The following is a 14535-nucleotide window of genomic DNA, read 5'->3' on the forward strand; positions in this document are numbered from 1 at the left end:
AAACAGGCTACTATCCGTCACTTGACCACTTTATACTAAAGGACATACGATTATCGTGGTTCAACGATTAATTTTATAGCAGTTCTTTCTTCACCATCAATTTGAATATCTGTAAATGCCGGAATACAAATTAGGTCCACTCCACTCGGTGCTACAAACCCTCTGGCTATCGCTACTGCTTTCACTGCCTGATTTAATGCACCTGCACCAATCGCTTGGATTTCTGCAGCTCCTCTTTCGCGCAATACACCTGCAAGGGCTCCAGCTACAGAGTTAGGATTAGATTTTGCTGAAACTTTTAATATTTCCATTTCTACTTTCCTCCTTGTTCTTTACAATGTTTCCCTGAGTGACCGGTAGAACCATACAAACTAATAACGACTGATAAATTTGCGATCTTTGAGTATATCTCTAAGATTCTAACATGATCGTTGGACTTACCAGTGGCTGTCTTTATTCAACCAGGATTCCCAAGTCCTGTTGAACAACGAATAATGATCCCATAACTACTATATTCACTAGAAACTACCAGTATTCCTGCTTGTTTCTAAGTTTTTTCTAAAAATTCAAAAACTTGTTCAATACATAAAGAAACCAAGATATATAAATATCTTGGTTAAAAACATTTAGTCAAAAAATGGGTGATCGTCATTAATGAGAATTCGTTGAATCCCTTTTGCCTTTCCACTCTTTTGGTCTACATCTACGAGAACTCCATTTAATTGGGTTCTTCCTTGAACGACTTCAAATCGTGTAGGTAAAGCCGTTTTAAATTTATGAATGACAGCCTCTTTATCCATACCTAAAATACCATCGTATGGCCCCGTCATACCGACATCAGTGATAAATGCAGTGCCTTGTGGTAAAACTCGATTGTCCGCTGTTTGCACATGTGTATGTGTACCAACGACAGCAGTAACCCGTCCATCAAGATACCAGCCCATTGCAATTTTCTCACTAGTAGCTTCCGCATGAAAGTCAACAAAAATGATGGAAGTTCGCTTTTTGGCTTGTTCAATTAATTCGTCGCATTTTTTAAATGGATCGTCAATAGCCGGGAGAAATGTTCGCCCTTGCAAATTAATAATCGCAACCTCTTGTCCATTCACTTTACTATACATGATTCCTTGACCAGGAGTTCCTTCGGGGAAATTAGCTGGACGAATCATATTTTTAGCTGTATCAATAAACTCGAAAATGTCTTTGTTGTCCCATGTATGATTACCCAGAGTGATAGCTTGGGCACCGTTTTCTAGAAATTGATTGTATATTTTTTTGGTAATCCCACGTCCCGATGCTGCATTTTCACCATTCACGATGGTAAGTGTTGGATGGAATTTTGCCTTTAGTTTTGGGAGATATTCACGGATCATATCTCTTCCTGGTGAGCCGACGACATCACCAATAAATAAAATCTTCATGTAAAAGCCCCTTTCATATCAAGTGAAGCACAAAAAGCGAAAAATCTCAATGTCAAAGGCCACTTTTTTAGAGTATTTGCCAGTTGTAACTTTTCTAAAAGTTTTGAGCAAAAAAATAAAGTGGTCAAAAAGACCACTTTATTTTGCGTATTCAACCGCTCTTGTTTCACGAATAACGGTTACCTTGATATGACCCGGATAATCCAACTCTTCTTCGATTCGCTTACGGATATCGCGGGCTAATCGATGAGCATTTAAGTCATCGATTGCATCAGGTTTTACGATAATTCGAACTTCACGTCCAGCTTGTATAGCAAAGGATTTTTCAACACCATCATATGATTCAGAAATCTCCTCTAGCTTTTCAAGGCGACGTATATAGTTTTCAAGTGTCTCGCTTCTAGCACCAGGTCTTGCGGCAGATAAAGCATCAGCTGCTGCAACTAAGACAGCAATGATAGATGTTGGTTCCGTATCACCATGGTGGGAAGCAATACTATTGATTACAATTGGATGCTCTTTATACTTCGTAGCTAATTCTACACCGATTTCAACGTGGCTACCTTCTACTTCATGGTCAATAGCTTTACCGATATCGTGTAATAGCCCAGCACGACGAGCAAGTGTTTCATCTTCACCTAACTCAGCAGCCATTAAGCCTGCTAAGAATGATACTTCCATTGAGTGCTTTAAGACGTTTTGGCCATAGCTTGTACGATACTTCAAGCGACCTAAAATCTTAATTAAATCAGGATGGAGTCCATGAACACCAACCTCAAAGGTTGTTTGTTCACCCACTTCACGAATATATTCATCAACTTCACGTCTTGATTTATCAACCATCTCTTCAATTCGTGCTGGATGAATACGTCCGTCTTGAACAAGTTTTTCAAGTGCGATTCTCGCTGTTTCACGGCGAATTGGATCAAAGCCAGATAAAATAACTGCCTCTGGTGTATCATCAATAATGAGGTCAATACCCGTTAATGTTTCAAGTGTACGGATGTTTCGTCCTTCTCTACCAATAATACGACCTTTCATCTCATCATTAGGCAAGTTAACTACAGATACTGTAGTTTCTGCGACATGATCAGCGGCACATCTTTGAATAGCTAGCGAAAGTATTTCTTTAGCCTTTTTATCAGATTCTTCCTTTGCACGATTTTCTGCCTCTTTCACCATCATCGCTATATCATGGGAAAGTTCATTTTCAATACGTTCAAGGATGATTTGCTTTGCTTCTTCACGTGTTAAGCTAGAAATGCGCTCAAGTTCAACTTGTTGTTTATGCACCATCTCTTCCACTTTGCTTTCCATCTCTTCAATATGCTGTTGTCTTTGAGCGAGAGAATCCTCTTTCTTTTCTAACATGGATTCACGTTTATCTAAGGTTTCATCCTTGCGATCAAGGTTCTCTTCTTTTTGCAATAAACGATTTTCTTGTTTTTGTAGTTCGTTTCTTCGATCACGGATTTCTTTTTCTGCCTCTGTGCGAAGTTTGTGAATTTCATCTTTTGCCTCTAACAGTGCTTCCTTCTTTACTGAATCTGCTTCTCTATTGGCATCTTCAATAATTTGTTCGGCAACACTTTTTGCTCCTGCAATTTTTGTTTCGGCAATAGATTTACGAACATAAAAGCCAACAATCGCACCGACGATAAGGCCAAACAAAGCGGAGATGATTATAGAAATGGGATCCATCTTCTTCACCTCCTCTTGCTATGAACTTTTTCTTGCTAGATCAAAATGTCGGCATGTACATTAATCAAACGCACCCTGCGTATTTGCACCCTGTTTTTCGAGCTAACTCAAAAAATTGCATATATACGCCAGAGCCTTTACCTTTATTAAGCATGGATTATCCTGTGCTGAATAAAGTTAGATAACATACAGCGCAAAGGCTTTTTAAGCTAATTCAGAGTCTTAGGTTACGATCCGAAAGCAGTTTAAACTACTCCGGGTCTGAATAGCAAAAGCTCAAACCGAGTTTTGCTTCTAACGTTTTAATTCTAACAAAATGTAAAATATACATTTTAATTGTAAATGTGTGAATTTTTATTGTCAAGAGCTGTCAAAAATAGTGTTGCATGAAAATGGAAATTTTGTGTAGCAGAATTGTCTATATTCGCGTTCTATGAAGCTAAGACGGGGTTTCTTTTGGGTTCAAAATTTGAGTGAGATGAGATGATGGAGAAATTGAAGAAGAGACACAAATGCTGTGTCTCCATCCTCCTTAGTCTTGTAAATCAAATTCTTCTTGCTCTTCATCTGCAGGTGCTACTACAACACCATCAAGACCATAATGATTTCTAATTTGTTGAAGAATTTCATCACGTACCTCAGGGTTTTCTTTTAAGAATTGTTTTGCATTTTCACGCCCTTGACCAACGCGCTCTTCCTTATAAGAATACCAAGAACCGCTCTTTTGGACGATATCAAGTTCCGAACCGATATCAATGATTTCGCCCTCAATTGAAATTCCTTCTCCGTACATAATGTCTACTTCAGCTGTTTTAAATGGTGGTGCTACTTTATTCTTAACAACCTTCACTTTTGTTCTATTACCAACAAGTTCATTACCTTGTTTTAATTGTTCCGCACGACGAACCTCTAGTCTTACAGAAGAATAGAATTTAAGCGCACGTCCGCCTGGAGTTGTTTCTGGGTTTCCGAACATTACCCCAATTTTTTCACGGACCTGGTTAATGAAAATTGCAATTGTATTTGATTTATTAATTGCACCTGAAAGCTTACGTAATGCTTGTGACATTAAGCGGGCTTGTAGACCCATATGGGAATCTCCCATTTCACCTTCAATTTCTGCTTTTGGAACAAGTGCTGCAACAGAGTCAACTACTAAAATATCGACTGCGCCACTTCGCACTAATGCTTCAGCAATTTCTAATGCTTGTTCACCAGTGTCAGGCTGAGATAATAATAGTTCATCAATGTTTACACCTAATTTTTGTGCATATGCTGGATCAAGCGCATGTTCCGCGTCAATAAACGCTGCTTGTCCGCCAGTTTTTTGTACTTCAGCAATTGCATGAAGTGCCACAGTTGTTTTACCAGAGCTTTCTGGTCCATATATTTCAATTATCCGTCCTCTTGGATATCCTCCAACACCTAATGCTACATCTACTGCTAGTGAACCACTAGATATAGTGGAAATTCTACGATCTGTTTGTTCTCCGAGCTTCATGATTGAGCCCTTACCAAACTGTTTCTCTATCTGCTTCAGTGCCATTTCTAAGGCCGCTTGACGATCACTCACTATTTTTCCTCCTTTATTCGTGAAACTACTATTACTATACAATGTTTTGTTCGATTTGCCAAGCAAAAAGTCGAACATTTATTCGCTTATTTTTATTAATAGTTTTTTCCCTTAAATCCAATTATTAATAGTTGAAAATTATATTTTCAAAGTTATAAAGACCATCAAATTTTAATTTTAGTCTTTCAAATAAAATTATAATAACCATAAAAAACGTAAGCATATGCAACTTACGCCCATTATCTATTTATTTCATCCAATCGGTAAAAGGACTATTTTTTATCTTCTTCCTTTGGTTTTATCGGACCACATATCCCAGTGTTGACATCGCAGACAAATCCTGAGGAACTGTCAATGTCCAAGCTTTTTAATTTTTTTACACCATTTAGTTCTTTCAACGCTCCATAGCCATCTGTTGAAGATGTTGTTGATTTAGTTTGCTTGTCATCTACCATCGATTTTCCTCCTCGTTGTTTCATTATGATCATTTTATATGATATTCCCCTTGTTTTCTAATAATTTAACTTCGGCCGTATTGGCATTATCCCTTGTATAATTTCTGTATTTCGGCAAGATCAAACTTTTTCATTTTTAGAACAGCCTTATTAACGCGTTCAATTTGTTCTGGAGTGCCATTGTTCATCATCTCATCCATTTCTCGTGGCACAATCTGCCAAGACACTCCATACATATCTTTCAGCCAGCCACATTGTTCGGCTTCAGGAACGGCAGACAGCTTATCCCAATAGAAATCAATCTCTTCTTGTGTGTCGCAATATACCATAAATGAAATGGCCTCGTTAAAATTAAATTCATGGTCCTCAGCACTATCCATTGCTACAAACCAATGATTTTCTAGTCTAAAATCAGAAAACATAATTGTTCCTTCTTTGTTCGGTTCCATACCCTTAGAGTAACGGACCAAATTGCCCTGTTTTGAATTCTTAAATACAGATAAATAAAAATTTAGAGCTTCCTCTGTTTTACCGCATTTATCTCCAGTAAACATGAATGACGGTATAATCGTTGGCCGCTCTTCACCATCTGGATTTGTAAGGATTAACTGCCAAGACAAGCCATACTTATCTTGAATCCAACCATACCTCCCACTAAATGGATATTTATCAAGTGGCATAAGTACTGTGCCGCCCTCGGCTAATTTGCTCCAAACCTCATTCAGTTTGTCGCTCGCATCTTTATCTCTTGAAGGGTCAAAATTTACGAAGAAAGATAGGGATGGATTAAATTTAAAATAAGGACCCGCACTAATTGCCATGAACTTTTGTCCCCACAATTCAAATGAGACTAAATCGGCATCTCCGGATGGCGTATCGTGGAGTGTGGTTACATTCGTAATGCTCGAGTTCGGAAAAACGGAAGTATAAAACTCTGCCGCTTCTTTCGCCTCCTTGTCATACCATAAATGCGGAACGATGTTTTGATTCGTTTTTGTCATTTCATTGCACCCCTTTTGTATTTATTATTTATTCTACCCATATCACTTTGGTTTTCCTTGTATTTTGTTAAAAACTAACACCGTTATTACCTATGCCCATCTATTCGTGCTTGTTTATATCCATAAAAAGCACAGGTACCATTCATAGTAGGGTCTTTAACCTCGAATCCACATTTTTGATAGAAACTAAAATTAGTAGCTGAAGTGTGAGCAAACCAATCCCCATGTGGGAGTTTTTGAACACAAAGTTCAACCAGCTTCTTACCTATTCCTCTTCCACGATAATCCGATAAAACAACTAAATCCATAATAGTAGCTGCCATTATTTTGTCTGAAATGACACGAACCATACCAATCATTTGTTCCTGATCCCACACTGTAAATGCCCATGTAGAGTTTCGAAATATCAACGAAAATTTTTCTTTTTGCCAATTTGGAGTATTTTTCACCCATCCGGCATCTTAAAAAGGGCTTCAACATTGTCTGCAGGAACACCTTCTGTACCTTCCTTAATTATGAAACCATTAAAATACTGATACACCTCAAACACCCCCCATTTTAAAAAATCTAAGATATAACACACTTTAGTATAAATACTTAATAGTTCAACTAAATTGAGTATTTTCCTTCTATTCCCATAAAAAAAGACGATCTATCAAGATCGCCTTTTGTGAAAAAACTAGTTTCCTTATTTGTTTAATAATTGGAGCAAATAATAGAACCCATATTTAATGGTTCTAGTTCTGATTCCTTGACGTGAACCAGCTAATTGTAATGGATATACCTCTGTAGGTTGGTCTAAATAGGAGATCCCGATATATACCGTACCTACCGGTTTCCCTTCCGATTCACTTGGTCCCGCTACACCAGTAAAACTTATCCCTATATCGGAATTTAGGAGCTTCCTCACGTTCTCAGCAAGCTGTAGGGCTGTTGAACGACTAACAGCCCCTTCGGTATCAAGAGTTTCCTTCTTCACATGTAGCACATGTTCCTTCACTTCATTTGTATAGCAAACAACTCCACCCTTCACAACTGCTGAAGAGCCGGCTAAATTAGTTAATTCTTCCGCGAACAAGCCACCTGTTAAACTTTCAGCACTCGCTATCGTTAGCCCAGACGCTTTTAGTTTATTCATAAGTTCATTTACTAGTGAAGTCGAGTTATAGCCATATAAGAACTTGCCTACTCGCTTCAGGATTTGTGCCTCGGTATCATCTAATAATCTATTTGCAACGTCAAGAGAGCTGTGCTTAGCTGTTAAACGAAGGGTAACTTCGCCATCACTTGCCAATGGTGCAATCGTAGGGTTTGTTTGTTTATCAATTAAATCTTCAATCTCTGTTTCAAGCTGCGATTCCCCAATACCAAAGAAACGCAAAACTCTAGATTCAATTCGTTCAACAACACCTAATGCTTTTAATAAGAAAGGTGCACCGTATGTAAGGAACATTGGATTAAGCTCTTTAGGGGGACCTGGAAAAAGCATGTACGTGATTTTATCGACTTCTAGTCCCATTCCAGGTGCCATTCCATGATCGTTAGGAAGGATTTCAGAGCCCTCGAGGACAAGAGCTTGCTTTTTATTATTCTCAGTCATATGGCGATTTGTTTTCTTAAAGAAATCTTCAATACTACGTAGGGCTGTTTCATCAAATACAAGCTGTCTTCCTAAAACCCTTGCAATCGTTTCTTTTGTTAAATCATCCTTTGTTGGACCCAATCCGCCGGTAAAAATAATTAAATCGGAACGTGATTGTGCTATTTTAATCACTTTCTCTAAACGTTCGGAATTGTCACCAACAACTGTGTGGAAGTAAACATTAATTCCAAGCTCAGCAAGCTGTTTGGAGAGAAATTGTGCATTGGTATTTGCAATTTGACCCAAAAGGAGTTCAGAGCCTACAGCAATTATTTCAGCATTCATTTAAGAATCTCACCATCCTATTTGGAGTTTGCAAAAACCCCTTTATTTTTCGCGAAGTAATCCCATCCTGAAACAATCGTAAATATGACGGCAACCCAGAGCGCAATCATATCAAAAGGAATGGATAGAAATTCAAACGGCCAATTATGTAACAATAATGCAGAAACAGCTACAACTTGAGCCCACATTTTTATCTTTCCTAGCATTTTCGCAGCTGAAACCTCTCCACCCTCTGCTAATAAAAGACGTAAGCCAGTAACCGCGAACTCTCTACTTATGATAATAACAACCATCCAGGCTGGTGCTAAGCCAAACTCGACTAAACTGACCAACGCTGCGGATACTAGAAGCTTGTCTGCAAGTGGGTCTAAAAACTTTCCAAGGTTTGTTACTAAATTATGCTTCCTTGCTAAGTGACCATCAATCCAATCTGTACTAGAAGCCACAATAAAAATAATTGCACCGACTAAATGTGAAACGGGAATGGACATTGAGCCGATCGAAACATCGCCCCATCCAAACGGAACAAACATAATAATTAAAAATAATGGAATTAGACAAATTCTTGCCACTGTAATTTTATTTGGTAAATTCAAAATTCATACCTCCAACATGTACTAAATATCTATAATAGTGATAATAACACTTATACGAAACAAAAAGCCATCATAATGATGACTTTTTGTTATTCCTCGGTTCCTGGAGTGTACTTTAACGTAATGATTTGACGAACAATTTGTCCGGTGTCAAATGGGTACGTAAAAGGTTCACCATTAATTTCTACTGTGAGATCCGAAGACCTACCAACTGTTAAAATCACTTCTGATTGATTTGTTAAATCAACCTCTTTTGTTGCACCATTTGCAATTGTTTCGTATATAAACCTTTCATTTTGAGGATTTTGCAACGTTACCCATGATTGGCCAGCTTCGGTAGCAGTAACTTTAACCTTAAATGAATCCGTATTCTTCAACTCATAAGTTGCGGTACTATTGCGTTTTTCAATTTCGACTAGCTCTTGCGCTGGAGTCTCTTCGACTGGTGTCTCTTCTTGGGCAGGGGCATTATCCGTTTCACCGGCTACCTGTTCTTCTTCGTTCGGTTTTTCATTTTTCTCATCCTGAACAGGAGGTGGATCTTTTGATTCATCATATTCGGTTTCCTGACTCTCAAGTTTTGTCTCCGGTTCCTCAGCAACATCTTTTTTGGATACAAACCAATAGATCGTCATCGCTCCACCAAGTAGGAAAAGAGCTAATATAATGATTGGCACCTTATCTATGATTTTTGAACTTGTCGTAGAAATTTGTTTTCTCGATTGCACTCTAGAAATTTGTTCAGGAATATCATCATTATATGTACCAGGAATTTCCGACTTAAATTCCTCAAATAATTGCTCAGGATTTAGCCCGACTGCTTCTGCATATTGTTTAATGAATGCACGGACGTAGAATTTACCTGGCATGACGGAGTAATTTCCCTCTTCAATACCAACCAAATATCTTTTTTGGATTTTCGTTATTTGCTGTAAATCATCCAAACTTAAACTTTTTTGTTCTCTTGCTTCTTTAAGTCGAGAACCTAATTCAGTCATTTTATTCACCTACCAACTCTCGGATACCTATTCACATATTCGCGTTCATAATACTAGCATTTTTATCCTTCACAGTAAAGGTATTGCTAGTATATTTACATAAAAATTAAAAATCAAAACCTGAAAAATTAGTCTCAGAAAACTGTTGGTATTCCATATCATATGTAATTTCTTCTTCAGGTTCATTTCGAAGTTCAATGATATAATCAAAATCCTTTAATGTATACTCGGTATTACGGACAAATATATCAGGATGCTCCACCAATTTAACTGCAGGAAGTCTCATGATCTCCCTAACTAACTGTAAATGTTTTTCAGTTGCACGCTTTGTAGAAACTATACCATCGATTATAAAAAGATTATCGACGTTATACTCATCATGAATTAACTCATTCCTCATTGTTTGCTTTAATAAAGTCGAGGATACAAACAACCATTTTTTATGCGCACAAACACTTGCAGCCACGACAGATTCGGTTTTACCTACTCTTGGCATTCCACGTATTCCAATCAGCTTATGCCCCTCCTGCTTAAAGAGCTCGGCCATGAAATCAACAAGAAGCCCTAATTCATCCCGAGTAAACCGGAATGTTTTCTTATCATCTGCATCGCGCTGTATATATCGTCCATGTCTTACCGCAAGCTTATCACGAAGCTTAGGTTCCCTAAGCTTTGTAACGGTTATCGTGTCCATTGTATGTAAAATTGATTCAAGTCTTTCAATTTGCTCTTTATTATCACTTAATAAAAGCATTCCCCTTCTACGATCGTCTACACCATTTATTGTGACAATATTTATCGAAAGCATTCCTAATAAAGAAGATATATCCCCAAGTAGTCCTGGGCGATTTTTTGCAATTTCATATTCCAAATACCACTCTTTTTTCTCCAAAATATATCCCAGCCCCTCGCTTGGTGTTTATCATTTCCAATTGTGAAACTGTGCATCACTTTTATTATAAACTAATCAATTCACATTTTATAGAGGGGTAAAAAAATAAAAAAGAGAGGAAAGTCCTCTCTCATTTTAAAAACACTGCGTAACCTATTGAACAAGCTTCACCATTACGTTGGCAATTGCTTGTTGCTCCTCTTCAGAAGCAACTGTCCAAAGGTCTCTTAATACTTTTTCTTGAGCATTTTTCGGCTCTACTTCACTTGCAAGGTAATCACCTAGTTGATGAGCCATATCATTGATCACATTTTGATCCATTCCCTCAGATTTAGCATGCTGCAAGCGATCACCTAAAAAATTTTTCCAATCCTCAAAATTGTCTAGTACTGACATAAGTGACCCTCCTTATTAGGTTATTACAATGTTAGTTTGTCGTTTGTTGTGTTATTTATTCGTAAATAATGAATGCTAAAATAAAGTTAACAATGCCAACCACCATTGACGGACAACACTTGACCAGTAATATAAGAAGCTTTATTCGAAAGTAGAAAAGCAACCGCATTTGCGACCTCACTTGGTTCTCCAATTCTACCCATCGGAATTTCTTCGCTAATGCCTTCGATATCTTCTGGAGTAAATTCCTTAAGCATGTTTGTATCAATCGCGCCTGGTGCAACAGCATTAACTCTAATGCCACTAAGCGCAACTTCCTTTGCTAAAGCTTTTACAAATGAGATTTGCCCACCCTTTACCATAGAATAAAGCACTTCACAGGAGGCACCCGTGATCCCCCAAATCGAGGATACGACGATGATATTTCCACTTTTTTTTGTGATCATGTTTGGAAGTAATGCTCTTGTTAACATATACGGTGTACTCACATGAAGCTGTACCATTTGTTCTACTGTCTTTTCGTCAAAATCAGTCATAAGTCCAAACACACTCTTACCGGAATTATGAATAATTGCATCAATTGGATGTTGAATTTGGTTAACTAAATGGTTCACACCGTTTGGCAAACTTAAATCTGCCTGAATCAGGAATGTTTCCACACCTTTGGAAGCTAATTCCTCTGCACTTTTTTTTATAGATTGTTCATTTTCATGGTAGTGAAGGTATAACGAATAGCCAAGACCGGCAATTTCTTTTGCAATGGCACTTCCAATTCCCCCACTCGCACCTGTCACTAATGCATATTTTTTCATTACTCATTTCCCCTTAAAAAAGCATCCTTCACAAAAGGATGCTTTTTTGTGCTTACGTATTTTTAGGTACAACCTGGCACTCAGTCATTCGAATTTCATCAAAGAATTCGTTTACCGTGTTTGTTATATCATCGACTGTTAAATTTTCCATCATTGGAACGACATCGAATAAATTCATTTCATTAAATGCATACCTTGTAAATTGATTTGCAATATAATCAGGTGAATTTAAAGAGCGTAAAAACGCCCCAATCTTTTTCTTTTTGACACGTTCCAGTTCTTCTGATGTGATTCCTTCGTTTTTACTGGAATACATAATATTTCTAATTTTGGATGATAATTCATCAGGGTTAGGTGTATCACCACCAACGACTGCAAAACCAAACCCTTGTTCTTCCGTATAATCATACGTAAATGTGTCATCAATTAAGCCCTCATCATATAATTCCTGATAATGCTTCGAGCTTTTGCCAAACAGCCAATCCAGTATAATTGTTAAAGATAATTCTTGTTTAAGTAATTGATCGCTCTTACGTGACGGATTTAAAGCTTTTACACCCACCATGCATTTGGAGGATTGAACATTCATTTTTAGTACTTTTTTCTTTTCATTAACTTCAATTGGTTCATCTTCAAAATGGCGCTTAATTTCTGGCTGATCCTTGTAATCCTTTTGTGCTTGGTTTGAACGAATTTGATCCATTATTTTTTCCGGATTAATTGAACCAACAACAAATAAAACCATATTGCTCGGGTGATAGAAGGTTTCGTAACATTCATAAAGCATATCTTTTGTTATTTTGGCGATGGAATCAATTGTTCCTGCAATGTCGATTCGTACCGGATGATTTTTATACATATTTTCAATGACACCAAAATATAGTCGCCAATCAGGATTGTCATCGTACATTGTAATTTCTTGACCAATAATTCCCTTTTCTTTTTCTACCGTTTTTTCAGTAAAATAAGGACTTTGAACAAAGTCAATCAATGTCTTAAGATTCAATTCGACATTGGATGTGCTTGAAAAAAGATAAGCAGTTCTGGTAAATGAAGTAAACGCATTGGCCGATGCACCCTGTTTACTAAAATCTTGGAATACATCGCCATCTTCTTTTTCAAAAAGCTTATGCTCCAAAAAATGAGCAATTCCATCAGGTACATGAACAAACTCATCCTTACCTAATGGTACAAATTGATTATCCACTGAACCGTAATTTGTAGTGAATGTAGCATAAGTTTTGTTAAATCCCTTTTTAGGAAGGATATAGACATTTAGCCCATTTTCAAGCTTCTCATGAAAAAGAACCTCTTGAAGTTGATCAAATGCGATTTTTTCCATTACCTGCCTCCCTCCAATCCTGTAAGGAAGTAGATGGTATCAAGTTCAATTTTTTTTGCCACATTGACTACTTCCTCCTTCGTTACAGCTTCAATTCCAGAAATCCAATCGTCAAGCTTTCTTGGTTTTGGAGAAACAACATTATGATACAGGACCTCCGCAATTCCTCGAGACGTATCAATGGTTTCAAGCAGTTGATTCTTGATGACAGCTTTTGTTTGAGTCATAATTTCATCTGTGAAATCACCATCGATCATCGCTTGCATTTGTTCCTTTATAATGGTTACAGCACGATCAAAATTAGAAACATCGATTCCAGACATCACCATTAATAAACCTTTGTGACTTTCTACCCTTGATGCAGCATAATAGGCCAAGCTTTCTTTTTCACGTACATTAATAAATAACTTTGAATGCGAAAATCCACCAAATATCCCGTTGAATACTTGAAGGGCATCATAATCAGGATCACTATAGGTTGTATTTGTTCGATAGCCAATATTTAGCTTCCCTTGTTTAACATCTTGTTTTTCAATGACTTCATTGACTTTTACGACCTGTTTTGCTTCCTTTTCTGTATATGGACGCTTGTTTCGATCCGTAAATACAAACGCTGAAGAAACAGCTTCCTTTACCTTATCGGGTTCAATATTACCAATGATATATAAGTCCATCTCATCTTCTTCGATTACTTTTTGATAATAATCGTATAAGGATTGTGCTGAAATTTGATCAATGTCTTCAATTCTTCCGTTTACGTGAAGATGATAAGGTTCATCCTTACACATTTCTTCAACTAAGCGTAAGTTTGAATACCTCATTTTATCATCATTAACGGCTTGAATACGTTGCTTAAGGCTACGTTTCTCTTTTTCCACGATTCCACTCTTAAAAGCTCCATTTTCAGTGACAGGAGAAAGGACAATCTCTTGTAACAATGCAATCGCTTTATCAAGGAGTGGTGTTTGATCTTTTAAGAATATTTCATTCGCAATTTCAACAAAAAATGTAATAATGTGATTTTCACCTTTTTTAGCTAAATCCACATACAATACAGCTCCATATAATTCATCTAAATAAGAGCGTAAACTAGTTGTTGAGGGATAGCTAGGTGTTTCACTTTGTAAGACATACGGGAGCAATGCCCTCTGGGTTACGTATTCCTCCAGAAGCGGGGCTTTCATTCTTAATACAATGGTATTCGTTTTAAATTTATCTGTTTTAATTGTGTGGAGTGTCAAACCATTTAATTTATGTTCAGATTCGTCCAATAAAAACATGTAAACATAGCCTCCTTTTTAAGTCATAACAAAACCATATATGGCTATTTTTCAACTAAAACCATTTAATTAGTCTTAAAATCACTATAACCTCATATTAGCAATAATTTCAAGTTTTGGTCCAAAAATTTCCTACAAAAA

14 protein-coding genes and 1 pseudogene are annotated in these 14535 nt (G+C 37.2%); all 15 read right to left on the reverse strand.

The window, feature by feature from the left end:
- Positions 1-50 precede the first annotated feature (50 nt).
- The 15 genes and pseudogenes from spoVS to yfmF all read right to left on the reverse strand — a co-directional run bounded on the left by spoVS (position 51) and on the right by yfmF (position 14394).
- On the reverse strand, positions 51-311 hold the full coding sequence (spoVS, locus tag ABC371_RS18180) for a stage V sporulation protein SpoVS (RefSeq protein WP_003181955.1): 261 nt from the start codon (positions 309-311) through the stop codon (positions 51-53).
- Positions 312-626: 315 nt separating this feature from the next.
- Positions 627-1421: a TIGR00282 family metallophosphoesterase gene (locus ABC371_RS18185; RefSeq protein WP_412898086.1), complete on the reverse strand. Its 795-nt coding sequence runs from the start codon at positions 1419-1421 to the stop codon at positions 627-629.
- Positions 1422-1559: 138 nt separating this feature from the next.
- Positions 1560-3122, reverse strand: coding sequence for a ribonuclease Y (gene rny / locus ABC371_RS18190; protein WP_136380332.1), 1563 nt, complete (start codon positions 3120-3122; stop codon positions 1560-1562).
- Between the two features lie 532 nt (positions 3123-3654).
- Positions 3655-4695 (reverse strand): recombinase RecA, encoded by a 1041-nt coding sequence (gene recA / locus ABC371_RS18195; RefSeq protein WP_412898087.1) that lies wholly within the window; start codon positions 4693-4695, stop codon positions 3655-3657.
- A 272-nt stretch (positions 4696-4967) separates the two neighbouring features.
- Positions 4968-5150 carry a hypothetical protein gene (locus ABC371_RS18200; protein ID WP_116350514.1) on the reverse strand — a complete coding sequence of 61 codons (183 nt, stop codon included), beginning with the start codon at positions 5148-5150 and terminating at the stop codon, positions 4968-4970.
- 86 nt (positions 5151-5236) lie between these two features.
- Entirely contained in the window at positions 5237-6151 is a 915-nt protein-coding gene (locus tag ABC371_RS18205) for a VOC family protein (RefSeq protein ID WP_412898088.1), read from the reverse strand.
- Between the two features lie 86 nt (positions 6152-6237).
- Positions 6238-6692, reverse strand: a pseudogene (locus ABC371_RS18210) (GNAT family N-acetyltransferase).
- A gap of 147 nt (positions 6693-6839) precedes the next feature.
- Positions 6840-8078 carry a competence/damage-inducible protein A gene (locus ABC371_RS18215; protein WP_412898089.1) on the reverse strand — a complete coding sequence of 413 codons (1239 nt, stop codon included), beginning with the start codon at positions 8076-8078 and terminating at the stop codon, positions 6840-6842.
- Positions 8079-8095: 17 nt separating this feature from the next.
- Entirely contained in the window at positions 8096-8674 is a 579-nt protein-coding gene (pgsA, locus tag ABC371_RS18220) for a CDP-diacylglycerol--glycerol-3-phosphate 3-phosphatidyltransferase (protein ID WP_412898090.1), read from the reverse strand.
- A gap of 89 nt (positions 8675-8763) precedes the next feature.
- Positions 8764-9672: a helix-turn-helix domain-containing protein gene (locus ABC371_RS18225; RefSeq protein WP_412898091.1), complete on the reverse strand. Its 909-nt coding sequence runs from the start codon at positions 9670-9672 to the stop codon at positions 8764-8766.
- 106 nt (positions 9673-9778) lie between these two features.
- A complete protein-coding gene (locus tag ABC371_RS18230; RefSeq protein ID WP_412898092.1) occupies positions 9779-10564 on the reverse strand; it encodes a YmfK family protein in 786 nt (261 codons plus the stop codon).
- 153 nt (positions 10565-10717) lie between these two features.
- Positions 10718-10960, reverse strand: a complete 243-nt coding sequence (locus tag ABC371_RS18235; protein ID WP_136378404.1) for a DUF3243 domain-containing protein — start codon at positions 10958-10960, stop codon at positions 10718-10720.
- Positions 10961-11046: 86 nt separating this feature from the next.
- Positions 11047-11772: an elongation factor P 5-aminopentanone reductase gene (gene ymfI / locus ABC371_RS18240; protein ID WP_412898093.1), complete on the reverse strand. Its 726-nt coding sequence runs from the start codon at positions 11770-11772 to the stop codon at positions 11047-11049.
- Between the two features lie 52 nt (positions 11773-11824).
- Positions 11825-13114, reverse strand: coding sequence for an EF-P 5-aminopentanol modification-associated protein YfmH (yfmH, locus tag ABC371_RS18245; RefSeq protein WP_412898094.1), 1290 nt, complete (start codon positions 13112-13114; stop codon positions 11825-11827).
- Positions 13114-14394, reverse strand: coding sequence for an EF-P 5-aminopentanol modification-associated protein YfmF (gene yfmF, locus ABC371_RS18250; protein ID WP_412898095.1), 1281 nt, complete (start codon positions 14392-14394; stop codon positions 13114-13116). The genes yfmH and yfmF overlap by 1 nt, the downstream gene beginning before the upstream one ends.
- Positions 14395-14535 lie beyond the last annotated feature (141 nt).

Source organism: Bacillus jepli, assembly GCF_047238305.1.
Classification (GTDB): Bacteria; Bacillota; Bacilli; order Bacillales; family Bacillaceae_L; genus Ferdinandcohnia.

What these genes read in the sequence shown, in the direction of transcription:
- yfmF (WP_412898095.1), bottom strand. Translation starts at nt 14,394, where the DNA reads ATGTTTTTATTGGACGAATCTGAACATAAATTAAATGGTTTGACACTC.
- spoVS (WP_003181955.1), bottom strand. Translation starts at nt 311, where the DNA reads ATGGAAATATTAAAAGTTTCAGCAAAATCTAATCCTAACTCTGTAGCT.
- ABC371_RS18200 (WP_116350514.1), bottom strand. Translation starts at nt 5,150, where the DNA reads ATGGTAGATGACAAGCAAACTAAATCAACAACATCTTCAACAGATGGC.
- ABC371_RS18185 (WP_412898086.1), bottom strand. Translation starts at nt 1,421, where the DNA reads ATGAAGATTTTATTTATTGGTGATGTCGTCGGCTCACCAGGAAGAGAT.
- ABC371_RS18215 (WP_412898089.1), bottom strand. Translation starts at nt 8,078, where the DNA reads ATGAATGCTGAAATAATTGCTGTAGGCTCTGAACTCCTTTTGGGTCAA.
- ymfI (WP_412898093.1), bottom strand. Translation starts at nt 11,772, where the DNA reads ATGAAAAAATATGCATTAGTGACAGGTGCGAGTGGGGGAATTGGAAGT.
- ABC371_RS18225 (WP_412898091.1), bottom strand. Translation starts at nt 9,672, where the DNA reads ATGACTGAATTAGGTTCTCGACTTAAAGAAGCAAGAGAACAAAAAAGT.
- rny (WP_136380332.1), bottom strand. Translation starts at nt 3,122, where the DNA reads ATGGATCCCATTTCTATAATCATCTCCGCTTTGTTTGGCCTTATCGTC.
- yfmH (WP_412898094.1), bottom strand. Translation starts at nt 13,114, where the DNA reads ATGGAAAAAATCGCATTTGATCAACTTCAAGAGGTTCTTTTTCATGAG.
- ABC371_RS18205 (WP_412898088.1), bottom strand. Translation starts at nt 6,151, where the DNA reads ATGACAAAAACGAATCAAAACATCGTTCCGCATTTATGGTATGACAAG.
- ABC371_RS18235 (WP_136378404.1), bottom strand. Translation starts at nt 10,960, where the DNA reads ATGTCAGTACTAGACAATTTTGAGGATTGGAAAAATTTTTTAGGTGAT.